We start from the raw sequence: 25,147 nt of genomic DNA on the forward strand, positions 1-25,147 counted from the left end.
CGGCGGCTCAGTCCTGATCCAGCAGGGCCGCCAGCTCCGCCTCCCGCTGGGCGATGTCGGAGCGCAGCCTGGCGGCGATCTCCTCGAGCAGCCCGTCGGGGTCGTCCGGGGCGAGCCGGAGCATGCCGGCGATCGCACCCTCCTCCAGTTCACGGGCGACGAGGGTGAGCAGTTCCTTGCGCTGGGCGAGCCATTCGAGGCGGTCGTACAGCTCCTCGGCCGGGCTGGGGCGCCGCTCGGGCGGCACCGGTCCGGCCGCCCATTCCTCGGCCAGTTCCTTCAGCAGTGCCTCGTCGCCGCGGGCGTAGGCGGCGTTGACGCGGCTGAGGAACTCCTCACGCCGCTGGCGCTCCGCTTCCTCCTGTACGAGGTCGGGGTGTGCCTTGCGGGCCAGCTCGCGGTAGAGCTTGCGGGCCTCCTCGCTGGGCCGCACGCGCTCCGGGGGCCGTACGGCCTGGTCGGTCAGCATGGCGGCGGCCTCCGGGAACAGGCCGTGGCCGTCCATCCAGCCGTGCAGCAGCTCTTCCACGCCGGGGATCGGCAGGACCCGCGCGCGGGCCTCCTCGGCGCGGCGGATGTCCTCCGGGTCGCCGGTGCGGGCGGCCCTGGCCTCGGCGATCTCGGCGTCCAGCACCTCGATGCGGACGTAGAGCGGGCCGAGGCGCTGTTCGTGCAGCCGGGAGAAGTTCTCGACCTCGACGCGGAACGTCTCCACGGCGATCTCGTACTCGATCAACGCCTGCTCGGCGGCCCGTACGGCCTGCTCGAGCCGTTCTTCGGGGCGCGGGGGCTGTTCGGCATCCGGGGTCGTCACGCGAACAGGGTAGGCGGTGGGGACGCGGCAGGGCGCCGGAGGGCAGCGTACGGGTACTGGTCGTCTGCCGGGTGCGAGTGCGCCGTGGTGGCTCGCGTCCACGCGGCGGAGCCGCATGTCGGCAGAGCCCCGCGCCCCTGACGGGCGCCGCGGTTCCCCCTGGGAAGGCCCTGCCGCTGCCTCACACGCCCAGCTCCGCCTTGATGCGTCCCGAGCGGATCCCTGTGACCAGTTCGGCGTGGTCGGCCTCGGTGCGGTCGGCGTAGGCGAGGGCGAAGGCGGCTATCGCCTCGTCCAGTTCCTCGTTCTTGCCGCAGTAGCCGGCGATCAGGCGGGGGTCGGCGCTGTGGGAGTGGGCGCGGGCCAGCAGGGCGCCGGTCATGCGGCCGTAGTCGTCTATCTGGTCGGCGGCGAGGGCGGCGGGGTCGACGCTGCCCTTGCGGTTGCGGAACTGGCGGACCTGGAAGGGACGGCCACAGGCCGTGGTCCAGCCGAGGAGGATGTCGCTGACCACCTGCATCCGCTTCTGGCCGAGGACGACCCGGCGGCCCTCGTGTTCCACCGGCGGCGCCTCGAAGCCGGCCGTGGCCAGATGCGGGAGGAGCGCGGAGGGGCGGGCCTCCTTCACCTGGAGGACCAGCGGCTGCTCACGGTGGTCGAGGAGCAGGACGACGTAGGACCGGGTGCCGACGCTGCCGGTGCCGACGACCCGGAAGGCCACGTCGTGGACGGTGTGCCGGGCGAGCAGGGGGTGCCGGTCCTCGCCGAGTGTGTGGACGTACGCCTCCAGGGACGCGGCGACCGCCGCGGCCTCGGCGTCCGGGATGCGGCGCAGGACCGGTGAGGCGTCCACGAAGCGGCGTCCGCCGTCCGCCGCCGCCTCGGTCGACTTCGCCGCGAACCGGCCGCTGGTGTTGGCGCGGGCCTTCTCCGAGACCCGCTGCAGGGTGCCGAGCAGATCGTGGGCGTCGGTGTGGGAGACCAGTTCCTCGTCCGCGATGGCGTTCCACGCGTCCAGCACCGGCAGCTTGGCGAGCAGGCGCATGGTGCGGCGGTAGGCGCCGACTGCGTCCCGCGCGGCCGCACGGCAGGTGTCCTCGTCGGCGCCGGCCTCCCGCCCGGCGAGCACCAGCGAGGCGGCGAGCCGCTTCAGGTCCCACTCCCAGGGGCCGTGCACGGTCTCGTCGAAGTCGTTGAGGTCGATGACCAGGTCGCCGCGGTGGTCGCCGTACAGGCCGAAGTTGGCCGCGTGCGCGTCTCCGCATATCTGGGTGCCGATCCTGGTCATGGGGGTGCGGGCCAGGTCGTACGCCATGAGTCCGGCCGAGCCGCGCAGGAAGGCGAAGGGGGTCGCGGCCATCCGTCCGACGCGGATGGGGGTCAGCTCCGCTATCCGGCCGGCGTTGGACTCGATGACCGCGCTCACCGCGTCGGGGCGGGAGGCGTCCAGGTCGAGCGTGCGGTGCGCGCTGCGCGGCACGCTCCTCCGCAGCGCCTTGCCCTCCTCCTTGGGTGAGCCCTGCCGCGGCCACTGGGCGAAGCCGCGCACCCACGGCAGCCGGCCCGTCTCCTGGTCCGCCGCGTCCGCCAGCACTTCCCGACCGGTTCCGGTCACCGCGACCGCCTCCCCCGAACGCCTGTCGGCACGAACACCGACACGAACATCAACTCGTGCAGACCGTACAGCCGACGCCCGGAACGCGTCAGACCCTGTGGATAACGTCGTCACGCGCAGGGCACTCGGGAGGGCGGCCGTCGGCATCCGTATCGGATCGCCGTGGGAGCCGGCATCGGCATCGGCATCGGCCCAGCGCAGCGAGGAGGCCGCCGTGGATCTGAGACAGAAGCGAGCGTCTGCTATCCCGTCCGCTGCGGCTGCGGCTCCCGCCCCGGCTCCGGCTTCAACGGCTTCCGCCTGTCGCGCGCCGGGCGTCGTCCGCCGGCACGGGGGCGTCCGCCGTGCCTGAGCTGCCGGACGTCGAGGGTTTCCGCAGGGTGCTCGTCTCCTGCGCGAAGGGCAGGGTCATCCGCCGCGTCGACGTGCGCGACGCGGGCGTCCTGCACGGGGTGAGCGTACGGCGGCTGCGCGAGGCGCTGGAGGGCCGGCGGTTCACCGAGCCGGAGCGGCGCGGCAAGTGGCTGCTCGCCCACACCGGCGGGCCCACCCTCCTGCTGCACTTCGGCATGACCGGCCGGCTGCTCTGTGCCCACCCCGACGACGCCGTGGAGGCCCATGACCGCGTCCTGTTCGGTCTGAGTGGCGACCGCCAGCTCCGCTACCGCGACCAGCGCAAGCTCCAGGGCCTCTGGCTGGCCGACGACGACTCCGCCGTCTCCCGGCTGCTGGACCGTCAGGGTCCCGACGCGCTGGCGGTGGACCGTGAGGACTTCGAGGCCGCGCTCTGCGCTCGCCGCGGTCACATCAAAACGGCGCTGACCGACCAGTCCGTCCTGGCCGGTCTCGGCAATCTGCTCGCCGACGAGATCCTGTGGCGTGCCGGGCTGCACCCCGGCACCCGGGCCGGCGATCTGACGGAGAACGAACGCCGGCACCTGTACACCCACATGCGGCGCACGCTGCGTTCCTCGGTCACCGCCGGGTGCGTCCCACCGCGCGATGCGTGGCTCACCGGCCACCGCGACGACCCCGACCCGGTCTGCCCCCGCTGCCACACCCATCTGCGCCGCTCCCGGATGGCAGGCCGCGGCACGGTGTGGTGCCCGCGGTGCCAGCCGGGCGAGGCGTGAACCCGGGGGAACCGGAGGCCCGGCCCCCGACCGGCCACGCGTCCCCGCCGCACCGCCGACCCCCGACCGGCCACGCGTCCCTGCCGCGTCGGTGTCGCGGCCGACCCGGTCCTCGCGGCACCAGCCTCATGAGGGCGGTCTCGGAGCTCAGGTCGCCGAGGATCGAGAGTCCTCCCCGCCGTGACCCACCGGACCCACCGGAACCGCAGGGAACGCGACGACTTCCGTAGTTGATCCAGCATCACGTGCCGTTCGGTCGAAGCAAGCCCGGCGCATCGTCGGGGCACCCGGTGAGAGTCGGAGAACTTCCAGCTCCCCATCCGAGCCCTGGGCCATGGGCCATGGCCCACGAGCCCGCCCACGACCACGCCTCGGACCGACCCGGCGTCCCAGCGGGCTTCGCCGGCGCCCAGCCTGCCGAGGGCAACTGGTGCCCCCGTCTCCTACCCCTCCATGTCTGCTGCCCATGTCTGCTGCCCCTCCGTGTCCCAGCCGCAAGGCGGTCGGCTCACCAGCATGTTGCGGGGCACGCACCGTCACCGTCCCGCCCGCGTCCGGGCGCCGGCCCGTGGCAGCCACCCAGTCCTGAGACCTTCCTCACACAACATGCACACTCGGTACGACCCGACCGGAGATCCGCAACACAAACGCGGACCGCCGACGGGCCACAGCCCTCGACGGTCCGCTCGCCATGCCCAGAGACAGACATCACACCCGAAGAACATCCGGGAAGGACGCCCGGAAAAAGAGAAATGGGCGGCATCGTGATCACGATGCCGCCCATTCAACGGTGCGCGAGGGGGGAGTTGAACCCCCACGCCCTTGCGGGCACTGGAACCTGAATCCAGCGCGTCTGCCTATTCCGCCACCCGCGCATTGGGTGTGTCTTCCGGCTCCGGCCCCTTCGGGCTGGCCCCTTCCGACATCCAGAACATTAGCACGTCGTACGGGGTGGGTTCACATCCCTTCCCCCGGCCCGGGACCGCCCGGACCCGCCACACCCCCACCCCCAGACCTCCTTCACGTATCAACCTCGTACCGGTCCCCCGCATCTGCCCAGGAGACGGACCGGGTCCACAGCCAGGTGCGGGACACTGGTCTTCGCCCCCCTCTACGATCCATGGCAGCAGGAGCACCCACCGGGCGTTCGAAGGGGAGCGGCTGGGGGAACCGGCTGATTGCCGGGCGCGTAGATACGATCAGTGAGCAGTACCAGCGGAACCGGCAGTACAGGCAAGGCAGCGGCAGGAACGGAGGAGGTGCCCCATGGGAGTCCTGAAGAAGTTCGAGCAGCGTCTCGAAGGTCTGGTGAACGGCACCTTCGCCAAGGTCTTCAAGTCCGAGGTCCAGCCCGTGGAGATCGCCGGCGCGCTCCAGCGTGAGTGCGACAACAACGCCACGATCTGGAACCGCGACCGGACCGTCGTACCGAACGACTTCATCGTGGAGCTGAGCGCGCCGGACTACGAGCGCCTCAGCCCCTACTCCGGGCAGCTCGGCGACGAGCTGGCCGGCATGGTGCGCGACTACGCCAAGCAGCAGCGCTACACCTTCATGGGCCCGATCAAGGTCAACCTGGAGAAGGCCGACGACCTCGACACCGGTCTGTACCGGGTGCGCTCGCGCACCCTCGCCTCCTCCAGCAGCCAGCAGGGACAGCAGACGCCCCAGGCCCCCGCGGTCCCGGGTGCCGGCCGTCCCGGTCCCGGGCAGGGCGCCCAGGGCGGGTACGGCTACCCGCCCGCCGCGCCCGCCGGCGCGCCCCCGATGCCGTCCGCGCCGCCGCCCGGCGCCCGGCCCGGCGGCTACGGGTACCCCCAGCCCGCCACCCAGCGGCCCGCGGCCGCCCCGACGAGCGGCGGGCGCACCCGGTACTGGATCGAGATCAACGGCACCCGCCACCAGATCTCCCGCGCGACACTGGTGCTGGGCCGCAGCACCGACGCCGACGTGCGGATCGACGACCCCGGCGTCTCGCGCCGGCACTGCGAGATCCGGACCGGAACGCCCTCGACGATCCAGGATCTCGGTTCCACCAACGGCATCGTGGTGGACGGGCAGCACACCACCCGCGCTACGCTCCGCGACGGCTCGCGGATCGTCGTGGGCAGCACCACCGTTATCTATAGGCAAGCCGAAGGGTGAAGCGGGGGCAATGTCAGAGCTGACCCTCACGGTCATGCGGCTGGGTTTCCTGGCCGTACTGTGGCTGTTCGTGATCGTGGCCGTGCAGGTCATCCGGAGCGACCTGTTCGGTACGCGCGTCACCCAGCGCGGATCGCGTAGGGAGGCCGGGCGTGCCCAGCAGCAGGGCCGGCAGCAGGCGGCCCGGCAGCAGTCCGCGCCGCCGCAGCAGCGCGGCCAGCAGGGCGGCGGCCGGCGTGGCCGCAACGCACCCACCAAGCTGGTGGTGACCGAGGGCACACTGACGGGCACCACGGTCGCGCTGCAGGGCCAGACGATCACGCTGGGCCGGGCGCACGACTCCACGATCGTGCTGGACGACGACTACGCCTCCAGCCGTCATGCCAGGATCTACCCGGACCGCGACGGCCAGTGGATCGTCGAGGACCTCGGCTCCACCAACGGCACCTACCTGGACCGGTCCCGGCTGACGACCCCCACACCGATCTCGCTGGGCGCGCCGATCCGCATCGGCAAGACCGTCATCGAGCTGCGGAAGTAGTGCTACATCATGAGTGAGCGCGAGCGGAGCGAGCACGCAGCGGCAGGCCGCCACCCGGCCGCCGGCGCGCTCCCGACCGGAGGGTGGGCAGTGTGGCTCGACACGACCGGCTGTACCCGGAGCCGACTGGCGAGGTGGGCATGAGTCTGTCACTGCGCTTTGCCGCCGGATCGCACAAAGGCATGATCCGGGAGGGCAACGAGGACTCCGGTTACGCCGGTCCCCGGCTGCTCGCGATCGCCGACGGCATGGGCGGCCAGGCGGCCGGCGAGGTCGCCTCCTCCGAGGTGATCTCCACCCTGGTCACGCTCGACGACGACGTGCCCGGCTCCGACATCCTCACCTCCCTCGGTACGGCCGTGCAGCGCGCCAACGACCAGCTGCGCGCCATGGTCGAGGAGGACCCCCAGCTCGAGGGCATGGGCACCACGCTGACCGCCCTGCTGTGGACCGGGCAGCGGCTCGGTCTCGTCCACGTCGGCGACTCCCGCGCCTATCTGCTGCGTGACGGAGTGCTCACGCAGATCACCCAGGACCACACCTGGGTGCAGCGGCTCGTGGACGAGGGCCGGATCACCGAAGAGGAAGCCACCACCCACCCGCAGCGCTCCCTGCTGATGCGCGCCCTCGGCAGCGGCGACCACGTCGAACCCGACCTGTCGATCCGTGAGGTCCGGGCCGGCGACCGCTATCTGATCTGCTCCGACGGTCTGTCCGCGGTGGTCTCCCACCAGACGATCGAGGAGACCCTCGCCAGCTACCAGGGCCCGCAGGAGACCGTGCAGGAGCTGATCCAGCTCGCGCTGCGCGGCGGCGGCCCCGACAACATCACCGTCATCGTCGCCGACGTCCTGGACCTCGACACCAATGACACGCTCGCCGGGCAGCTGTCCGACCAGCCGGTCGTGGTCGGCGCGGTCGCCGAGAACCAGCACCATCTGCACGACAACGGCATCATGCAGACCCCGGCCGGCCGCGCCTCCCACCTGGGCCGCCGGGCGCCCGGGCACGGCGGCGGCGAGTTCGGCCCGCCCGGCTCCGGCGACACCACCGGCTACATCCCGGCGGGCAGCTTCGACGACTACGCCGACGGCGACTTCACCAAGCCGCGCGGCGGGCGCAGGTGGCTGAGGAGATCCCTCTACAGCGCCCTGGCCCTCGCCGTCATCGGCGGCGGCCTCTACGGCGGCTACCAGTGGACGCAGACGCAGTACTACGTCGGCGCCAAGGGCGAGCACGTGGCGCTGTACCGCGGGATCAGCCAGGACCTGGCCTGGGTGTCGCTGTCGAAGGTGGAGAAGGACCACCCCGAGATCGAACTCAAGTACCTGCCGCCGTACCAGCAGAAGCAGGTCAAGAACACGATCACGGCGGGCGGTCTGCAGCAGGCCCAGGCGAAGATCGAGGCACTGTCGGTGCAGGCCTCCGCGTGCCGGAAGAACGCGGAGCGCCAGGCCGCCGAGTCCACGCGGAACGCGAAGACGGGCCAGGGCGAGGCCGGAGGCACCACGGGAACCACCCGTACCGCTTTCACGTCCAAGGCGACACCGACACCGCACCCATCCGGTTCGGCGCCCGCTACGAAGACCCCTTCGAAGCCGCCGTCCGCGTCCGCCACTCCGAACCCCGGCCCGAGCCTCTCCGAGGATGAGAAGAAGGTCGTCGATCAGTGCGGCAAGCAGTAGCGAAGCCGCGAGAGGCCCTGTCACACGATGAGCAGTACGACTAACCCACCGACGCACCACACGTCCACGATCGGCGCGATCGGCGCTCCGAGCCGCCGCAACACCGAGCTGGCCCTGCTCGTCTTCTCCGTGGCCATCCCGGTGTTCGCCTACGCCAACGTGGGCCTGGCCATCAACAACTCGGTGCCCGCCGGGCTGCTGTCCTACGGCCTCGGTCTCGGTCTGCTGGCCGGCGTCGCCCATCTCGCCGTACGGAAGTTCGCCCCGTACGCCGACCCGCTGCTGCTGCCGCTGGCCACGCTGCTCAACGGGCTCGGGCTCGTGGTGATCTGGCGGCTGGACCAGTCGAAGCTGCTGCAGTCGCTGCCCCACTTCGCCGCGGCCGCGCCCCGCCAGCTGCTGTACAGCGCGCTGGGCATCGCCATGTTCGCCGCGGTGCTGATCTTCCTGAAGGACCACCGGGTCCTGCAGCGCTACACCTACATCTCCATGGTCAGCGCCCTGGTGCTGCTGCTCCTGCCGCTGGTGCCGGGTCTCGGGGCCGACATCTACGGCGCCAAGATCTGGATCCGCGTCCCCGGCCTGGGCTCCCTGCAGCCCGGTGAGTTCGCGAAGATCGTCCTCGCGGTCTTCTTCGCCGGTTATCTGATGGTGAAGCGGGACGCGCTGGCCCTGGCCAGCCGCCGTTTCATGGGCCTGTACCTGCCACGCGGCCGTGACCTCGGTCCGATCCTGGTCGTGTGGGCGATGTCGATCCTCATCCTGGTCTTCGAGACCGACCTGGGTACCTCGCTGCTGTTCTTCGGCATGTTCGTGATCATGCTGTACGTCGCCACCGAGCGGACCAGCTGGATCGTCTTCGGTCTGCTGATGTCAGCGGTCGGTGCCGTCGGCGTGGCGAGCTTCGAGTCGCACATCCAGACGCGTGTGAACGCGTGGCTCGACCCGATGCGCGAGTACCAGCTCAGCCGCCAGGTCACCCACGACGGCATCCTCCACTCCGACCAGCTGCAGCAGTCCCTGTGGGCGTTCGGCTCCGGCGGCACCCTCGGCACCGGCTGGGGGCAGGGCCATTCGGACCTGATCAAGTTCGCCGCCAACTCCGACTTCGTCTTCGCCACCTTCGGCGAGGAGCTGGGCCTGGCGGGCATCATGGCGATGCTGCTGATCTACGGCCTGATCGTGGAGCGCGGCCTGCGCACCGCCCTCGCCGCCCGCGACCCCTTCGGCAAGCTGCTCGCCGTCGGCCTGTCCGGCGCGTTCGCCCTGCAGGTGTTCGTCGTGGCCGGCGGTGTGATGGGCCTCATCCCGCTGACCGGTATGACGATGCCGTTCGTCGCGTACGGCGGTTCCTCCGTGCTGGCCAACTGGGCGCTGATCGGCATCCTGATCCGTATCAGCGACACCGCCCGCCGCCCGGCGCCCACCCCCGCCACGAACCCCGACGCCGAGATGACCCAGGTGGTCCGCCCGTCATGAACAAGCCCCTGCGCCGGATCGCGATCTTCTGCGGCCTCCTCGTCCTGGCCCTGCTGATCCGCGACAACTACCTCCAGTACCTCAAGGCCGACCAGCTGGCGACCGAGAAGGACAACCGCCGGGTCTCCATCGAGCGGTACGCGCACCCGCGCGGCGACATCATCGTCGACGGCAGCCCGATAACCGGGTCCGTCGTGTCCAAGAACGGCGACTTCAAGTACAAGCGCACCTACAAGGACGGGGCCATGTGGGCCCCGGTGACCGGCTACTCCTCGCAGGCCTTCGGCGCCAGCCAGCTGGAGAACATCGACGACGGCATCCTCACCGGCAACGACGACCGGCTCTTCTTCCGCAACACCCTCGACATGATCACGGGAAAGCCGAGGCAGGGCGGCAACGTCGTCACCACGCTCAACGCGGCCGCGCAGAAGGCGGCGTTCAACGGGCTGAAGGCACAGGGCGGCAAGGGCGCGGTGGTCGCCCTGGAGCCGTCCACCGGCAAGATCCTCGCGCTGGCCTCCTACCCGTCGTACGACCCGTCGTCCTTCGCGGGGAACTCCACCGGCACGGACTCCGCGAACTGGAACAAGCTCCAGAAGCAGAACGACCCCTCCGACCCGATGCTGAACCGTGCGCTGCGCGAGACCTATCCTCCGGGCTCCACGTTCAAGCTGGTCACCGCGTCGGCGGCGCTGGAGAACGGGCTGTACAACTCGGCGGACCAGGCCACCGACTCCCCGCAGCCCTACACGCTGCCGAACACCACGCGCGAGCTGAAGAACGAGGGCAGCATCCAGTGCAAGAACGTGTCCCTCCGGGAGGCGCTGCGCATCTCCTGCAACACGGTCTTCGGTCACATCGGGGCCCAGCTCGGCAAGGACAAGATGCTGGCCGAGGCCGAGAAGTTCGGCTTCAACTCCGAGCAGTTCGTCCCGGTGCGGTCGACCGCGTCCGTCTTCCCCAAGGAGATGGACAGCCCGCAGACGGCGCTCAGCTCGATCGGTCAGTTCGACACCGCCGCGACCCCGCTGCAGATGGCCATGGTCGCCTCGGCGGTCGCCAATGACGGCAAGCTGATGAAGCCGTACATGGTGGACGAGCTGCAGTCCTCCAACCTCGACCCGGTGGAGAAGACCCAGCCGCAGGAGATGAGCCGGCCGCTGTCGCCGGCCAACGCACAGATCCTGCAGTCCATGATGGAGACCGTCGTCAAGCAGGGCACCGGTACGAAGGCGCAGATCCCGAACGTCACCGTGGGCGGCAAGACCGGTACCGCGCAGCACGGTGTGGCGAACAGCGCCAACCCGTACGCGTGGTTCGTCTCCTACGCCAAGCTGCCCGACGGCAGCGCGCCGGTCGCCGTGGCCGTGGTCATCGAGGACGAGAGCGCCAACCGCGACGACATCTCCGGTGGCGGCCTGGCCGCGCCGATCGCCAAGAACGTCATGGAGGCGGTCATCCAGTCCAAGAAGTGACGGAAGTGACCCCCATCACACCCCCTTCACATCGCCGCACGTTGCGATACCGGTCCTGTATCGGGTTACGGGCTTGGCCAGGTCACACAAAGCGAGCCGGGTACGGTAGGCCCGGACGGCAGCCTCCGGCCGTGCACGTGGGTGCGCGGCCGAGACCGACGGAGAGGGCTGGTAGGTAGCTATGGAAGAGCCGCGTCGCCTCGGCGGCCGGTACGAGCTGGGCCAGGTGCTCGGCCGTGGTGGCATGGCCGAGGTCTACCTCGCGCATGACACCCGCCTGGGCCGCACCGTGGCAGTGAAGACCCTGCGCGCCGACCTGGCACGCGACCCTTCCTTCCAGGCCCGGTTCCGCCGGGAGGCCCAGTCGGCCGCCTCGCTCAACCATCCCGCGATCGTTGCGGTCTACGACACGGGCGAGGACTACATCGACGGGGTCTCGATCCCGTACATCGTCATGGAGTACGTCGACGGCTCCACACTGCGTGAGCTTCTTCACTCCGGGCGCAAGCTCCTGCCCGAGCGGGCGATGGAGATGACCATCGGCATCCTCCAGGGCCTGGAGTACGCCCACCGCAACGGCATCGTCCACCGCGACATCAAGCCGGCCAACGTCATGCTGACCCGCAACGGCCAGGTCAAGGTGATGGACTTCGGCATCGCCCGCGCCATGGGCGACGCCGGCATGACCATGACCCAGACGGCGGCGGTGATCGGTACGGCCCAGTACCTCTCGCCGGAACAGGCGAAGGGCGAACAGGTCGACGCGCGGTCGGACCTGTACTCGACGGGTTGCCTGCTCTACGAGCTGCTGACGGTCCGCCCGCCCTTCGTCGGCGACTCCCCGGTGGCCGTGGCGTACCAGCACGTCCGCGAGGAACCCCAGCCCCCGTCGGTCTTCGACCCCGAGATCACGCCCGAGATGGACGCGATCGTCCTGAAGGCGCTGGTCAAGGACCCGGACTACCGCTACCAGTCGGCCGACGAGATGCGCGCCGACATCGAGGCCTGCCTGGACGGCCAGCCGGTCGCGGCGACGGCCGCGATGGGCGCGGTGGGCTACGGCGGCTATCCCGACGACCAGCCCACGACGGCCCTGCGCCCGGACACCGGCGCGGGAGCGACGTCCATGCTCCCGCCGATGAACCCGGACGACGGCGGCTATGGCTACGACGAACCCTCCGGCCGCCGCCGCCAGCCGCAGAAGAAGTCCAACACCTCCACGATCCTGCTGGTGGTCGCGGGCGTCCTGGTCCTGATCGGCGCGATCCTGATCGGGAAGTGGGTGGCCGACGGCAAGAACACGAACCAGACCTTCCCGGCCCCGAACTTCGTCGACAACAGCTACTCCACCGCCCAGAAGATGGCCGCCAACTCGGACCTGAAACTGGCGCCCCCCGTCCGCAAGCCGTGCGACAACCAGCCGAAGGGCAACGTCTGCTCCCAGGACCCCAAGGCGGGTGCGGACGTCAAGAAGGGCGACACCATCACCCTGGTGGTGTCGACGGGGGCGCCGAAGGTCGACGTGCCGGATGTCACGAGCCTGCCGTACGACCAGGCCGAGGCCCAGCTCAAGGCGAAGGGCTTCCAGGTCGAGCAGCAGACCGAGGTGTCGGACCGGACGCCCGGCGTGGTCATCAAGCAGGACCCGCAGGGTGGCACCCAGAAGCAGAAGGGCTCCACGATCACCCTCACGGTCGCCAAGCCCGCGGACAAGGTCACCATTCCCAGTGACGTCATCGGCAAGTCCTGTGACGAGGCGAAGGCCGAGCTGACGGGGATGGGCCTCGTGCCCACCTGCTCCGACCAGGTCACCCCCAACCAGGGCGACGACGGCAAGGTCCTCTCGACCAACCCGGCGGCGGGCCAGCAGCTCGACAAGAACGCGAGCATCGTGATCAACGTCGGCAAGTTCCAGGGCGGCCAGACGCAGGGGCAGGTGCCGAACGTCACGGGCCAGACCCTGAAGCAGGCCGAGCAGATCCTTCAGCAGAACGGCTACACACAGATCCAGGTCAGCGGACCCAACGACGACAAGGCACGGGTCATCCAGCAGAACCCGCCGGCGGGAACCCAGGCGGACCCGGCCAGCACCCCGATCGTCCTGACCACCGTGGACATCGGCGGCAATGGCGGAGGCAACAACGGGGGCAACATCTTCGGCGGCATAACGGGCTAGCGCACGCAGGACGCATCCGCCTCAGACCACAGGGCCCTTGGCACCGCGCGACGGTGCCAAGGGCCCTGTGGTCTGAAGACGTGGGCGGAGCCGGCTGTCAGCTCCGCAGTTCCTCCGGCAGAGTCCGCTTGCTGTCCACCTTCTCCACGCGGACCAGTTCGCCCCAGACCACGTAGCGGTACTCCGAGGTGTACACGGGCGTGCAGGTCGTCAGGGTGATGTAGTGGCCCGGCTTCTTCTTGCCGGACTCCTTCGGGACCTGGTCGATGACCTTGACGTTGTACTTCGAGGTCTCCGGGAGGATCGAGTACACCTTGTAGACGTACCAGTCGTCCCGCGTCTCGAAGACGATCGGGTCGCCCGTCTTCACCTTGTCGATGTTGTGGAACTTCGCGCCGTGCCCGTCCCGGTGCGCGGCGAGGGTGAAGTTGCCGTCCTTGCCGCTCGTGGGGAGCGTGGCCTCGACCGGGTCCGTGTAGTAGCCGGCCACGCCGTCGTTCAGGACGTCCGTGCCCGTGCCCTTCTCGACCAGGACCACCCCGTTGTGCATCGCGGGCACGTGTAGGAAGCCGATGCCGTCCTTGGTGTCCAGCGCGCCCGGACCGGAGTCCGTGGCATGCGCCCAGTGCTGGCGCACCTTTTCGGCCTCTTTGTCGGCCTTGCGGTCCGCTATCACGTTCGTCCACCACAGGGAGTAGACGACAAAGAGGGCGAGCAACAGGCCTGCGGTGATGAGGATTTCACCGAGGACGCTGACCGCCGTCGCGATACGGCCGGGGCGCCGGCCGCGCGGGGCGGGATGCGCGTCGGACGCGTCCGTGTGTTCTTCGGTGTCGTCGGCGGTCGCTGCCACAGTTCCTCTGCCCCTACTCGCTTCAGCCTGCTCGCTTCAGCCCTGCTCGCTTCAGCCCTGCTGATGCCCTACTCGATGAGCGCGTCCGGCTTGCCCTTGCTGCGCGGGCGTTCCTCGACCATCTTGCCCCAGACGACCAGCCGGTACTTGCTGGTGAACTCCGGCGTGCAGGTGGTGAGGGTGATGTAGCGGCCGGGTTCGGTGAAGCCCGAGCCCCTCGGGACGGGGTCCAGCACGCTGGTGTTGGACGGCGAGGTCACCGGCAGCGTCGAGGTCACCTTGTACACGAAGTACGTGTCCTGCGTCTCGACCACGACCGCGTCACCGGGCCTGAGCCTGTTGATGTACCGGAACGGTTCGCCGTGCGTGTTGCGGTGGGCGGCCAGGCCGAAGTTGCCGGTCCTGGCATCGGGCATCGCCGTCTTCAGCGGGGGCTCGCCGTAGTGCCCGACCATGCCCTTGTTGAGCACCTTCTCGGTGCTGACGCCCTCCGCGATCGGCGCGACCACGTCGAGCTTGGGGATGTGCAGGATGGCGAAGCCCTGACCCGGCGCGAAGACCCCCGGGTTGCGCTTGCCGCTCGCCCAGTCGTCCTGGAGCTGGTGCGTCTCACTGCCCGCCTGCGCATGGGCGCGGACGTTGGTCCACCACAGCTGATAGGTGACGAACAGCAGCATCAGCACGCCGGTGGTGATGAACACCTCCCCGATCGCGCGGCTCGCGACGACGCCCGGGCTCGGCTTGCGCAGCCGCGCCTGCCGCCGCGCCTCCACCCGGGACAGCGGCCGGCCGGACTCCGCCGTCGCGCCCGTCTCCGCGGGTGCCGTCTCCCGGCCGCCGCCATGGCGCCCGCCACGGCGCTTGGCGGCCTTTCTGCGGGCCGCACGGCCACCGACCGCGGGTCCGGTGGCGGAAGAGGCGGAAGGGGCCGCAGAGGCGCCCAGGGGCCCGCTCTCCGAGCCCGTCAGCGCATCGGGGACCCGCAGCGCCATCGTCTCGTCGTCCGGAACGGGCCGGTACGGCTGCTCGTTCGGCGCCCGCTCGTGCGCCTGCTCGTATGCCCGCTCGTACGGCTCCCCGTACGGCTCCTGGTACGCGCCCGCGTCCCAGTCCCCAAGCGCACCGGAAGCCTCGTACGACTGATCCCCGTACGAGGCACCGGTCTCGCGCTCCGGGCGCAGCGCGGTCACGCCGTGGCCCTGCCCACCACCGGGGCCAGCCCCGTCGACCTCGCCACGGCACCCTGGTCGCCGCACTCCACCAGCCAGTTGGCCAGCATCCGGTGTCCGTGCTCGGTCAGCACCGACTCGGGGTGGAACTGCACGCCCTCGACCGGGAGTTCACGGTGCCGCAGGCCCATGATGATGCCGTCGTGGGTGCGGGCGGTCACCTCCAGCTCGGCCGGGACCGTCGCCGGCTCGGCGGCCAGGGAGTGGTAGCGGGTCGCCGTGAAGGGCGAGGGCAGGCCCGCGAAGACGCCCTTGCCCTCGTGCTCCACCAGCGAGGTCTTGCCGTGCAGCAGCTCCGGCGCCCGGTCCACGACACCGCCGTACGCCACCTGCATCGACTGCATGCCGAGGCACACCCCGAAGACCGGTACCCCGGTGGCCGCGCAGTGGCGGACCATGTCCACGCACACCCCGGCCTCCTCCGGCGTCCCCGGTCCGGGCGACAGCAGCACCCCGTCGAAGCCGTCCTGGGCATGCGCGGTCGACACCTCGTCGTTGCGCAGGACCTCGCACTCGGCACCCAGCTGGTACAGGTACTGGACCAGGTTGAAGACGAAGCTGTCGTAGTTGTCGACGACGAGAATCCGCGCACTCACTGGTTGTTCACCGTCACATCGTTGAAGGGCATCAGCGGTTCGGCCCACGGGAAGACGTACTGGAACAGGACGTAGACCGCGGCCAGGATCAGCAGGAGTGAGATCAGCGCCTTCACCCACGCGTTCCCCGGCAGATGCCGCCAGATCCAGCCGTACATGCCGTTCCTTCCGTATCCCCACGGCACCTGACTCACGCCGTACGCCACCAGACTAACGGCGCAGAGCCTCCGGTTCGCCTGCCTCCACGGACTGTGTGGAATCCAGGTGCGCCCAGACGATCAGCCGGTGACTGTGCCCCCATTCCGGATCGCACGTGGTCAGCGTCAGATACCGGCCCGGACGCATGTACCCGGACTTACGTGGCACAGGGTCGATGACCTCAACGTCCGTCGGCACGGTTTTGTAGGGCCCTTTGTCGATCCGATACGTGAACCAGGTCGTCCCGTCCGTGAGGACTACGGCGTCACCCGGGCGCAGTTCGGGGAAGTCCTTGAACGGGTCGCCGTACGTGCGCCGGTGACCGGCCACCGCGAAGTTCCCCTCCTGGCCGAGCTGCGCGGTGCCCGCGTAGTGGGCGAGCCCCTTCGCCAGTACGTCCCGGCCGGTGCCCTCCAGGACCGGCTTGTTCCACGTGAAACCGAGCCGCGGGATGTACATGATCGCGAAAGCCTTGCCGTAGTGGTAGGGCTGCGGTCTCGTCACGGTGACCGTCTGACCGCCCGGGGCGGCGGCCACCGGCCGCACACTGCCCTTCGACCACTGCCGGTGCAGCTGGTCGATCTGGTCGTTCATGGCACCGTCGGCCCGCACGCCCGTCCAGAACAGCACGTAGGCCACGAAGAGCACGATCAGGGTGCCGACGGTGATGCACAGCTCGCTGACGGTCCGGACGATCACGCGCACCGGCGCCTCCGGGACGGATGGCTGGCTACTGCACGGGCTTGGCGTAGTGCAGATCCACTGTGCCCGAGTAGCCGGGAAGAGTCACCGTCCCGTCGTCGGTGACTTTCCAGCCGAGCCCGTAGACGTTGACGTACACCATGTAGGTCTGGATCGCCTTGCTCGCCGCGAGCGCCTGCTGCAACCTGTCCGGATCACCGACCGCCGTGATCTTGTACGGCGGTGAGTACACCCGGCCCTGGAGGATCAGGGTGTTGCCGACGCAGCGCACCGCGCTGGTGGAGATCAGCCGCTGGTCCATGACCTGGATGCCCTGGGCGCCGCCCTGCCACAGCGCGTTCACCACGGCCTGCAGATCCTGCTGGTGGATGACCAGATAGTCGGGCTGCGGCTCGGGATAGCCGGGGAGCTTGGCGGTGGCGTTGGGCGGCGCGTCGTTGAGGGTGACGGTGATGGCGTGGCCGGTGAGCTTCTGGGTGCCGGCACTCCTCTCCAGCCCGCTGAGCCTGCGGTCCTGCGCCTTGCTGCTGCCGTCGTCGCTCTCGGCGAGGGACTCCACGCTCCCGCGCAGGGCCGCGTTGGACTCGTCCAGCTCCTTGTTCTTGCGGCTGCGCTGCTGGATCAGGTCGGACAGCTTCAGCAGAGAGCCGTCCTGACGGATGTCGGTGCCCTTGGCCGTGTTGAAGCTGGTGAAGAAGATCAGTCCCGCGAGGGCGAAGACGGCCGCCGTGAGCATCCGCACCGGGCGGAAACGCCGGCGGCCAGGGCCGGAGCCCGTTGATTGCGTCCCGGTGGAGTCGGCAGAATTGCTCAACGTACCCTTATCTCCTTCGGCGCCACGGAAGCACTACGCTAACGGACGCCCGGGGGAGCACACAGAGTCGTCGTCTTGACACCTTGTACGCTGCCCCGAGCCCCGAACCGGTTACCTGCGCGGCCACGCAGCGCATCGACAGGAGAGACCCTCGTGCCGAAGTCACGTATCCGCAAGAAGGCCGACTACACGCCGCCGCCGGCGAAGCAGGCACAGGCGATCAAGCTGAACAGCCGCGGCTGGGTCGCGCCTGTCATGCTGGCCATGTTCATCATCGGCCTGGCCTGGATCGTCGTCTTCTATGTGACCGACGGCTCGCTGCCCATCAACGCGCTGGACAACTGGAACATCGTGGTCGGCTTCGGCTTCATCGCCGCCGGCTTCGGCGTCTCCACGCAGTGGAAGTAGCTCTGCCCAGGGCTATCCACTGAGTTATCCACAGGCGTTTTCCACATGGGGAAAAGAACGACGATCTGTGGATAACCCATCGGGCGTTGACGCCGGTATGACTGGCCCACCGCCCCTCGTACACCTGTTGGCCCCCTGTCTGACCTGCGGAAACACATCCGAGCGACAGGGGGCACAGCTGTGCCCGCACAGGGTGCACAAGATCCGGCACACCCTGTGGACAACGGTTCGGTATCAGGTGAGCTGAGTGGTCCTGACCAGCGTGAGCACCACCACGACGGCGAGTACGACCGCACAGGTGCCGTACTGGACCAGCGTCCGCCGCCGGCGCGGGGCGTGGACCATGGCGTACCCGGTGACGACACCGGCGACCAGGCCGCCGATGTGGGCCTGCCAGGCGATGTTCGCCCAGGTGAAGGTGATGATGAGGTTGATCACCAGCAGGGCGATGAGCGGGCGCATGTCGTAGTTGAGCCGGCGCATCAGTACGCCGGTCGCGCCGAAGAGACCGAAGATCGCTCCGGAGGCGCCGAGGGAGGGCTGGTTGGGTGCGGCCAGCAGATAGGTGAGGGCGCTGCCGGCGAGGCCCGAGACGAAGTAGAGGGTGAGATAGCGGGCGCGGCCGAGGGCTGCCTCCAGGGGGCCGCCGATCCACCACAGGCTGAGCATGTTGAAGAGGATGTGCGCGTAGCCGCCGTGCAGGAACATCGCGGTCAGCATGCGGTAGTACTGGCCCTGGGCGATGCCCTGCACCCCGGGAAGCAGAGGGGTGTAGGCCTGTCCGATCAGCTCGAACCGGTTGGTGAAGCGGTCACCGGCGGCGATCTGTGCCAGGAACACGACGAGGTTGATGCCGATCAGCACCTTGGTGAGCAGCCGTGGGTCGGCCGTGACCGTGCCGCCGGCGACCGTGCGGGGCCGGGACGCCGTGGGTGCGTGGCCGGTGCCGCTGCCGCCGCGCACGCATTCGGGGCACTGGAAGCCGACCGAGGCGCTGACCATGCACTCGGGGCAGATGGGGCGCTCGCAGCGGGTGCAGCGCACACCGGTCTCGCGGTCCGGGTGTCGGTAGCACACGGGCACGCGGTGAGCGGCGTTCTGCGCGCTGCCTTCGGCGTGGTCCATCGGTTCCCCTTGTTCGTCGTGGGACTGCCCCCCGGCAAGGCCCCGCCCCGCTCATCCTTGGTACGGACGAGCGGGGCGTTTGGTTCCCTGGGGGATGTTCGGGCGTGTCCCGGTGGGACGTGGCGGCGTCTCCCTGCGGGGTGCCCGGGGAGCGGTGGGCTCAGCCCTCGCGCTTCTCGACGACGACCTCGTTGATCACGACGTCGTTCACCGGGCGGTCGTTGCGGCCGGTGGGCACGCCGACGATGGCGTCGACGACCTTCTGGCTGGCCGGGTCGGTGACCTCGCCGAAGATGGTGTGCTTGCGGTTCAGCCACGTCGTCGGGGCGACGGTGATGAAGAACTGCGAGCCGTTGGTGCCGGGGCCGGCGTTGGCCATGGCCAGCAGGTACGGCTTGTTGAAGGACAGGTCCGGGTGGAACTCGTCCCCGAACTTGTAGCCGGGGCCGCCGATGCCGCTGCCCAGCGGGTCGCCGCCCTGGATCATGAAGCCGCTGATGACACGGTGGAAGATCGTGCCGTTGTAGAGCGGCTTCTTGCTCTTCTCACCCGTGCCGGGGTGGGTCCACTCGCGCTGGCCCTGTGCCAGCTCGACGAAGTTCCTGACCGTTTCCGGCGCATGGTTCGGGAAAAGCTGGACCACGATGTCGCCGTGGTTGGTCTTCAGGGTGGCGTAAAGCTGCTCAGCCACGATCTGCCTTCCGTTGTCTTTCTGTGACTCCCCGATCCTCGCACGGCCGGGCCCGTACGTCGCCCGGCAGGCATGAGTTCCGCCCGGAAGGCAGCGCTCGGCGGCGATTCGTGGCAGTGTCGACGACAGGATCGAGTTGCCCGGGATCACCCGGAATCGCGCCGAAGGAAGCAATAGGCACCCATATGCCCGCCCTCGCATGCCGTGCAGACCGTTGGCAGGCATGATCCGTAAAAGGGTGGAAAGTCGAAATACCGTACGCCACCGAGGAGGAGGAACCCGTGACCCGCATCGACAGCGTGCGCTCCGCGACCGGCTCGGCGAAGGACAGCGTGCTGCACGCCGCGGAAGTGGTGGCGCCCTACGCCGACACGGCCAAGGAGCGTGCCGCGCTCTACGCGCAGGAGGCACGCGTACGGCTGGCGCCCGTGGTGTCGCAGGCCGCCGAGCAGGCCCGCGTGCAGTACGACGCCCGGCTCGCCCCGCGTCTGGAGCAGGCTCGTGCACATGTGCCGCCCAGGGTGGACCTGGCGGCGCAGGAGGCCGCCGTCCGCGCCCGTAAGGCTGCCCGGCAGGCTGCCGAGTACTCGCGTCAGGCCGCCGAGTACTCGCGTCCGAGGATTGAGCAGGCCGTGGCCGCGACCGCTCCGGTCCGCGAGGAGGCCGCCGCGCGTGGCGCGGCCGCCCTGGCCGCACTGCGTGGTCAGGTCTCGGCGGAGGAGATCCAGAAACTGGCCCGCAGGAACGAGCGCCGGTGCAGGGCCGGCCGCACCCTGAAGGCGCTGGCGCTGCTGACCGTGCTGGCCGGTGGTGCCTTCGCGGCCTGGAAGTGGTGGGACAAGCAGGCCAACCCCGACTGGCTGGTCGAACCGCCGGCCGCGACGGAGGTGCCGGAGTCGGGCGGCCGGATCAGCTCGGTGGACGGCAGCGGCGCCTCGGCTCTGGACCCCGAGGTCCAGGCGAAGCAGGCCGAGGAGGACGCCGCGGACGAGGACGACGAGCAGTAGTCCGGCCGGAGGACAGCAGCCAGACACGAGCACCTGCCGTCGGACGTCAAACGGGCCGTGGGTCAGCCGGGTTGAACGCTCGCTGACCCACGGCCCGTTTCACGTGAAACCACCCGACCCGCCCGTCGGGGAGGCCCAACAGCACAGAGAACAACCGGACTTCGTCCTCTTCGTCCTCTTCGTCCTCTTCGTCCTCGGTGTCCCCGGTGACCTGACAGGAGGCGCCGGAGTCGCTCCTCACCTCGCCGACAGCCGGGCCGTCCACGAGCGTCCGGGGAAGGCCCACTCCACACCGGTCCGGCCGGTGTCCGGCCGAGCCGGTGTCCCACGCGATCGCCGACCCGAGCCCTCACTCGTCGAGCAGCGGCCCTGCTCTCCCTGTCACCGCCCCACCACTGTGGGTACGAGCAGCGGCCTGCGCATGAAGAATGCCTCCCGACCTTGCGTTCTTGCAGGTCGGGAGGCATTTCGGGGTGGAGCCTAGGGGAGTCGAACCCCTGACATCCGCCATGCAAAGACGGCGCTCTACCAACTGAGCTAAGGCCCCGGGAAGCAGCGGCCCGGCCGGAGGAACCACGTTCCGGTGGGCGCCGCAGACCAGAGTACCGGGTCACCCCCGGTATCCCGCAAAAAGATTGGGGGTCCCCGCGAATGACCACGCTCCGTAAGATGCTCGACGTGGTTCGCTACAGCGAACCGCGCGGTTTTTAGGGGAAGCGATGGGGAGACGCAATGGACGCCGCACAGCAGGAAGCCACCGCCAGAGCGCGGGAGCTGCAGCGGAACTGGTACGGGGAGCCGTTGGGGGCGCTCTTCCGTAAGCTCATCGACGATCTCGGGCTCAACCAGGCCCGTCTCGCGGCGGTCCTGGGGCTGTCCGCTCCGATGCTCTCGCAGCTGATGAGCGGGCAGCGCGCGAAGATCGGCAATCCTGCCGTCGTCCAGCGGGTGCAGCTGCTGCAGGAGCTGGCGGCGCAGGTCGCGGACGGCAGTGTGAGCGCCGCCGAGGCGACCGAGCGCATGGACGAGATCAAGAAGTCTCAGGGGGGCTCCGTGCTCAACAACACCACCCAGACCACGAGCGGTTCGGGGGCGCCGACGGTCAAGCGGGTGGTCCGCGAGATCCAGTCGCTGCTGCGCTCGGTGGCCGCCGCGGGCGACATCATCGACGCCGCGGACAGCCTCGCGCCGAGCCATCCCGAGCTGGCGGAGTTCCTCCGCGTCTACGGCGCCGGCCGTACCTCCGACGCCGTCGCGCACTACCAGTCCCACCAGAACTAGGTTCCACGGCCGGGTCCGGTCCACGGAGGGGGTCCGTGGGCCGGGCCATGGCCGGGCCCGAGTCCGGTGAGGGGGGCGCCTGGGCGCGGGATGTCGGTGCCGGTCCATGGGGATGGACCGGTCCTCGAACGTGGTGCGGGGTCGTATCGCTCATCACGGGGAGACCAGGAGGCATCACGGGGAGACCGGGAGGGAACCGGAGGGAAGCGGGGGGAACCGGGGAAACAAGGGGCAGGGGGATCCGCGCGGGTCCCGGGGGAGGAGCGATGAACCGCCATGGGTGAGGTGTTCGCCGGCCGGTACGAGCTGGCCGACCCGATCGGACGCGGGGGCGTGGGCGCCGTGTGGCGTGCCTGGGACCACCGCCGACGGCGCTATGTGGCCGCCAAGGTGCTCCAGCAGCGTGACGCCCACTCGCTGCTGCGTTTCGTGCGGGAGCAGGCCCTGCGGATCGACCACCCCCATGTCCTCGCCCCGGCCAGCTGGGCCGCCGACGACGACAAGGTGCTCTTCACCATGGACCTGGTCACCGGCGGTTCCCTGGTCCACCTCGTCGGCGACTACGGCCCGCTGCCGCCGGCGTTCGTGTGCACCCTGCTCGACCAGCTCCTGTCCGGTCTCGCCGCCGTGCACGCCGAGGGCGTCATCCACCGGGACATCAAGCCCGCCAACATCCTTCTCGAGGCGACCGGGACCGGCCGGCCGCGGCTGCGGCTGTCCGACTTCGGCATCGCGATGCGGCTGGGTGAGCCCCGTCTGACGGAGACCAACCTCGTGGTGGGCACGCCCGGTTACCTCGCCCCCGAGCAGATGCTCGGCGCCGAACCCGACTTTCCCGCCGACCTGTTCGCCGTGGGCCTGGTCGCCCTCTATCTGCTCGAGGGCGCCAAGCCTGACGTCAAGGCGCTCGTGCAGTACTTCGTGGAGAACGGGACGCCCGGCCCGCCCAAGGGCATCCCGGAACCGCTCTGGCAGGTCGTGGCCGGCCTGCTCCAGCCCGACCCGGCCGCGCGTTTCCGTACCGCCACGGGTGCGCGCAAGGCACTCGCCTCCGCGGCGGAACTCCTGCCGGAGCCCGAACCCGACGACGAGCTGATCGAGATCTTCGACCAACTCGGCTCGCTTCCGCCCGGGTTCGGCCCCGACGGCCCCCTCAAGAGGGCCTCCGGAGTCGCCGCGGAACTGGCCGGGGACGCGGATACGAGCCCGGCCACGGGCGCCGTCGCCGATGTGGGTGACAGTGGCGGTACGGATTCGGGGACCGACGCGGGCACCGGCTCACTCTCGGACACCGGCAGTTTCCGTCTGCCGCCGCCCCTGGATCCCCCGGCCTCCGTCCAGGAACCCCCGGCCTCCGACATCCAACAGCTCCAGCCTCCCTCCCACCCTTCTCACACCCCTCAACTCCCCCTCCACGAGCCGTACATCGGCCCCCAGGTCCACAGCCCCCATGCTCACCAGGCTCCCGGAGCTGCGCACGCCCCCTGGAGCACCGCGCCGTCCCCCGGCGCGCCGGCGGGCCATCGCGTCGATGCCTCCACTGCTGCGTACACCGCTCAGAACGCGCAGGTGCCGTCACCGGCCCAGCCGATCGCAGACGTGCCCGTCCACGGGCGGAGAGGGCGCCGGGCCAGGCGGAACCGGCGGCCCGGGCCGCCGGCCAAGGTCGCGATCCCGATGGTGTTGCTGGCGCTGGCCTGCTACGCCGTGGGTTTCTGGGCGTTGACCCGCGTCTGAGCCCGCGAAGTCCGCTGAGCCCGCCGCGCCGTCGCCGTCCACCCGGCGAGCACGAGCAGCAGCGCCGTACCCAGGCCGATTCCGCCGGTCGCGACCAGCCTCATCACGGGGGCGTCCCCGCCCCCGGTGCTCCCGGTGAGCGCCGCCTCCCGGTCCTGCTCCGTGACCGTGAACACCTCCCCCGGCACGGGCCGCCCGGCGTACTCCGGCCCGGCGTGCGCCCGCCCGGCCAGCCGCACCCGCAGGGTCACCCCGAAGGGCCCCCGCCCGAACGTGCCGGTCATCTGCTCGCTGAGGTGCAGCACCAGGTAGTAGTCGCCGGCGAAGCGGACGGAGGTCACCCCGGCGGGGACGGAGTAGCGGTTGGCGTACTCCACCGGCGGGAGCGGAGCGAGTACGGCGGGCCTCTGCGTGCCGGTGTAGCCGAGGGCGGCGTCCTCGACGTAGCCGCGGACGGGGTTGTAGAGGGAGAGGTCCAGGGCGCCGCCGACATAGCCGTGCCCGGTGGCGCTGCCCAGTTCGGCGGAGGCGTGGAGCTGTCGGCCCCAGTCCACCGGCACCTTGTAGAACCGGGTCTCGCCGGGCACGAGGGACGTCCGCCAGACCCCCTGGCCCAGCGGGCTCGCGGAGGCGAATCCGGCGCCGCCGGAGCGGTCCCGGGGTTCTGCGGCGAGCGGCTCGGGCGTGGCGGAGTCCCAGGCCTGCGGCGCCGTGGTGGCCCCGGTCCGCGCCGTACGCGGTTCCGTGACGGGCGCGATCTCCAGGTCCCAGCGCTGGGTGGGGGTGGCCGTACCGGGGCCCTGGGCGTCGACGCGTCGGACGACCACGTAGTACGTCCCCCTGCCCTGGCACACCGCCTTGCCGGCCTCCCGCTGCCCCAGGGCGGTGACCGGACGCGGGCTGAGCCCGGCGCCGAAGCGGGCGTTGGCGAAGGAACAGGGCGTGCCGGTGGCGTCCTGGACCGACACGCTGATGCCGTCGGTGGCGGAGACGGTGGCGTCGGCCGGGGGTACGGCGGTGACGGGGACGTAGGCCGTGTCGGTTGCCCCGAGCTGGAGCCGGTAGTAGAGCGTGCCGTTCCTCGGCACGGAGCTGCGGTAGCTGCCGCCCGGGTCCAGCTGTGGTGCCGACGCGGTGCCCGTCGCGCCCACGACGGTGCGGGCGCCGGGCGCGAAGGCGTACGACTCCGGCGGCCCGCTCCCGGCGGCGGTCGCGCTCCCGTACGCCGGTGCCGTGCCGCCCGGCAGGACCAGCAGCGCGCACAGCCCCGGCAGCAGGGCCGTCCGCAGGGCGCCGGAGATCACCCGGCGGCCGTACCGCCGCCACCACGCCGTAGGCCGCCCCCGCTCCCGCACGTGCCGCCCTCCCCAGTCGTACACGTGCCGCCCTCCTCGAGTCGTACCGGACCGCGCTCCATCCTGCCCCGTACGCCCCTGCGCCATC

Annotated in this window: 22 protein-coding genes and 2 tRNA genes; 11 read left to right on the forward strand and 13 right to left on the reverse strand. The window is 70.3% G+C overall.

Annotation, left to right across the window (positions count from 1 at the left end):
* Positions 1 to 7: 7 nt before the first annotated feature.
* Both ACWDEN_RS12030 and ACWDEN_RS12035 read right to left on the reverse strand, forming a co-directional pair.
* Entirely contained in the window at positions 8 to 814 is an 807-nt protein-coding gene (locus ACWDEN_RS12030; protein ID WP_351606684.1) for a hypothetical protein, read from the reverse strand.
* A 181-nt stretch (positions 815 to 995) separates the two neighbouring features.
* The gene (locus ACWDEN_RS12035) at positions 996 to 2,429 is read right to left on the reverse strand and encodes a DUF2252 domain-containing protein (RefSeq protein ID WP_351606681.1); all 1,434 of its coding nucleotides are present in this window, start codon (positions 2,427 to 2,429) and stop codon (positions 996 to 998) included.
* Positions 2,430 to 2,773: 344 nt separating this feature from the next.
* Here ACWDEN_RS12035 and ACWDEN_RS12040 point away from each other — a divergent pair, with 344 nt between their 5' ends.
* Positions 2,774 to 3,562, forward strand: a complete 789-nt coding sequence (locus tag ACWDEN_RS12040; protein WP_351606678.1) for an Fpg/Nei family DNA glycosylase — start codon at positions 2,774 to 2,776, stop codon at positions 3,560 to 3,562.
* A 791-nt stretch (positions 3,563 to 4,353) separates the two neighbouring features.
* Here ACWDEN_RS12040 and ACWDEN_RS12045 read toward each other — a convergent pair.
* Positions 4,354 to 4,437, reverse strand: a tRNA-Leu gene (locus ACWDEN_RS12045).
* A 391-nt stretch (positions 4,438 to 4,828) separates the two neighbouring features.
* Between ACWDEN_RS12045 and ACWDEN_RS12050 the strand changes: the two genes are divergently transcribed.
* The 6 genes from ACWDEN_RS12050 (at position 4,829) to pknB (ending at position 13,063) form a co-directional block, all read left to right on the forward strand.
* Complete coding sequence (locus ACWDEN_RS12050) at positions 4,829 to 5,707, forward strand: FhaA domain-containing protein (RefSeq protein ID WP_450858636.1); 879 nt, start codon at positions 4,829 to 4,831, stop codon at positions 5,705 to 5,707.
* A 10-nt stretch (positions 5,708 to 5,717) separates the two neighbouring features.
* The gene (locus tag ACWDEN_RS12055) at positions 5,718 to 6,248 is read left to right on the forward strand and encodes an FHA domain-containing protein FhaB/FipA (protein ID WP_351601170.1); all 531 of its coding nucleotides are present in this window, start codon (positions 5,718 to 5,720) and stop codon (positions 6,246 to 6,248) included.
* Positions 6,249 to 6,388: 140 nt separating this feature from the next.
* A complete protein-coding gene (locus tag ACWDEN_RS12060) occupies positions 6,389 to 7,933 on the forward strand; it encodes a Stp1/IreP family PP2C-type Ser/Thr phosphatase (protein ID WP_351601167.1) in 1,545 nt (514 codons plus the stop codon).
* 27 nt (positions 7,934 to 7,960) lie between these two features.
* Positions 7,961 to 9,412 carry an FtsW/RodA/SpoVE family cell cycle protein gene (locus ACWDEN_RS12065; RefSeq protein WP_351601164.1) on the forward strand — a complete coding sequence of 484 codons (1,452 nt, stop codon included), beginning with the start codon at positions 7,961 to 7,963 and terminating at the stop codon, positions 9,410 to 9,412.
* Entirely contained in the window at positions 9,409 to 10,887 is a 1,479-nt protein-coding gene (locus ACWDEN_RS12070; protein WP_351601162.1) for a peptidoglycan D,D-transpeptidase FtsI family protein, read from the forward strand. Before ACWDEN_RS12065 ends, ACWDEN_RS12070 begins: the two co-directional genes overlap by 4 nt.
* A gap of 181 nt (positions 10,888 to 11,068) precedes the next feature.
* Positions 11,069 to 13,063, forward strand: coding sequence for a Stk1 family PASTA domain-containing Ser/Thr kinase (gene pknB / locus ACWDEN_RS12075; protein WP_351601160.1), 1,995 nt, complete (start codon positions 11,069 to 11,071; stop codon positions 13,061 to 13,063).
* A gap of 97 nt (positions 13,064 to 13,160) precedes the next feature.
* On the opposite strand, the gene ACWDEN_RS12080 is transcribed toward pknB, so the two are convergent.
* From ACWDEN_RS12080 to ACWDEN_RS12105, 6 genes are all read right to left on the reverse strand, one after another.
* On the reverse strand, positions 13,161 to 13,916 hold the full coding sequence (locus ACWDEN_RS12080) for a class E sortase (RefSeq protein WP_351601157.1): 756 nt from the start codon (positions 13,914 to 13,916) through the stop codon (positions 13,161 to 13,163).
* Between the two features lie 68 nt (positions 13,917 to 13,984).
* Positions 13,985 to 15,106, reverse strand: a complete 1,122-nt coding sequence (locus tag ACWDEN_RS12085; protein ID WP_351601154.1) for a class E sortase — start codon at positions 15,104 to 15,106, stop codon at positions 13,985 to 13,987.
* The gene (locus tag ACWDEN_RS12090) at positions 15,103 to 15,741 is read right to left on the reverse strand and encodes an aminodeoxychorismate/anthranilate synthase component II (protein WP_351601151.1); all 639 of its coding nucleotides are present in this window, start codon (positions 15,739 to 15,741) and stop codon (positions 15,103 to 15,105) included. The genes ACWDEN_RS12085 and ACWDEN_RS12090 overlap by 4 nt, the downstream gene beginning before the upstream one ends.
* On the reverse strand, positions 15,738 to 15,899 hold the full coding sequence (locus ACWDEN_RS12095) for a hypothetical protein (protein WP_351601148.1): 162 nt from the start codon (positions 15,897 to 15,899) through the stop codon (positions 15,738 to 15,740). The genes ACWDEN_RS12090 and ACWDEN_RS12095 overlap by 4 nt, the downstream gene beginning before the upstream one ends.
* 52 nt (positions 15,900 to 15,951) lie before the next feature.
* A complete protein-coding gene (locus ACWDEN_RS12100; RefSeq protein WP_351601145.1) occupies positions 15,952 to 16,644 on the reverse strand; it encodes a class E sortase in 693 nt (230 codons plus the stop codon).
* 25 nt (positions 16,645 to 16,669) lie between these two features.
* On the reverse strand, positions 16,670 to 17,455 hold the full coding sequence (locus tag ACWDEN_RS12105; protein WP_351601142.1) for a DUF881 domain-containing protein: 786 nt from the start codon (positions 17,453 to 17,455) through the stop codon (positions 16,670 to 16,672).
* Between the two features lie 153 nt (positions 17,456 to 17,608).
* Here ACWDEN_RS12105 and crgA point away from each other — a divergent pair, with 153 nt between their 5' ends.
* On the forward strand, positions 17,609 to 17,863 hold the full coding sequence (gene crgA / locus ACWDEN_RS12110; RefSeq protein ID WP_351601139.1) for a cell division protein CrgA: 255 nt from the start codon (positions 17,609 to 17,611) through the stop codon (positions 17,861 to 17,863).
* A gap of 234 nt (positions 17,864 to 18,097) precedes the next feature.
* Here the strand turns inward: crgA and ACWDEN_RS12115 are convergent, their stop codons facing one another.
* Entirely contained in the window at positions 18,098 to 18,988 is an 891-nt protein-coding gene (locus ACWDEN_RS12115; RefSeq protein WP_351601136.1) for a rhomboid family intramembrane serine protease, read from the reverse strand.
* Between the two features lie 160 nt (positions 18,989 to 19,148).
* Positions 19,149 to 19,679, reverse strand: a complete 531-nt coding sequence (locus tag ACWDEN_RS12120; protein WP_351601133.1) for a peptidylprolyl isomerase — start codon at positions 19,677 to 19,679, stop codon at positions 19,149 to 19,151.
* A gap of 281 nt (positions 19,680 to 19,960) precedes the next feature.
* On the opposite strand from ACWDEN_RS12120, the gene ACWDEN_RS12125 reads away from it, so the two are divergent.
* Positions 19,961 to 20,686 carry a DUF5324 family protein gene (locus ACWDEN_RS12125; protein ID WP_351601130.1) on the forward strand — a complete coding sequence of 242 codons (726 nt, stop codon included), beginning with the start codon at positions 19,961 to 19,963 and terminating at the stop codon, positions 20,684 to 20,686.
* A 474-nt stretch (positions 20,687 to 21,160) separates the two neighbouring features.
* Here ACWDEN_RS12125 and ACWDEN_RS12130 read toward each other — a convergent pair.
* Positions 21,161 to 21,233 (reverse strand) — tRNA-Ala (locus ACWDEN_RS12130).
* A gap of 185 nt (positions 21,234 to 21,418) precedes the next feature.
* On the opposite strand from ACWDEN_RS12130, the gene ACWDEN_RS12135 reads away from it, so the two are divergent.
* A complete protein-coding gene (locus ACWDEN_RS12135; protein ID WP_351217327.1) occupies positions 21,419 to 21,967 on the forward strand; it encodes a helix-turn-helix domain-containing protein in 549 nt (182 codons plus the stop codon).
* Positions 21,968 to 22,243: 276 nt separating this feature from the next.
* The gene (locus ACWDEN_RS12140; protein WP_351601127.1) at positions 22,244 to 23,704 is read left to right on the forward strand and encodes a serine/threonine-protein kinase; all 1,461 of its coding nucleotides are present in this window, start codon (positions 22,244 to 22,246) and stop codon (positions 23,702 to 23,704) included.
* Here the strand turns inward: ACWDEN_RS12140 and ACWDEN_RS12145 are convergent.
* On the reverse strand, positions 23,668 to 25,083 hold the full coding sequence (locus ACWDEN_RS12145; RefSeq protein WP_351601124.1) for a hypothetical protein: 1,416 nt from the start codon (positions 25,081 to 25,083) through the stop codon (positions 23,668 to 23,670). The genes ACWDEN_RS12140 and ACWDEN_RS12145 overlap by 37 nt on opposite strands.
* Positions 25,084 to 25,147: the final 64 nt, after the last annotated feature.

This window comes from Streptomyces sp. NPDC001153, from assembly GCF_053598315.1.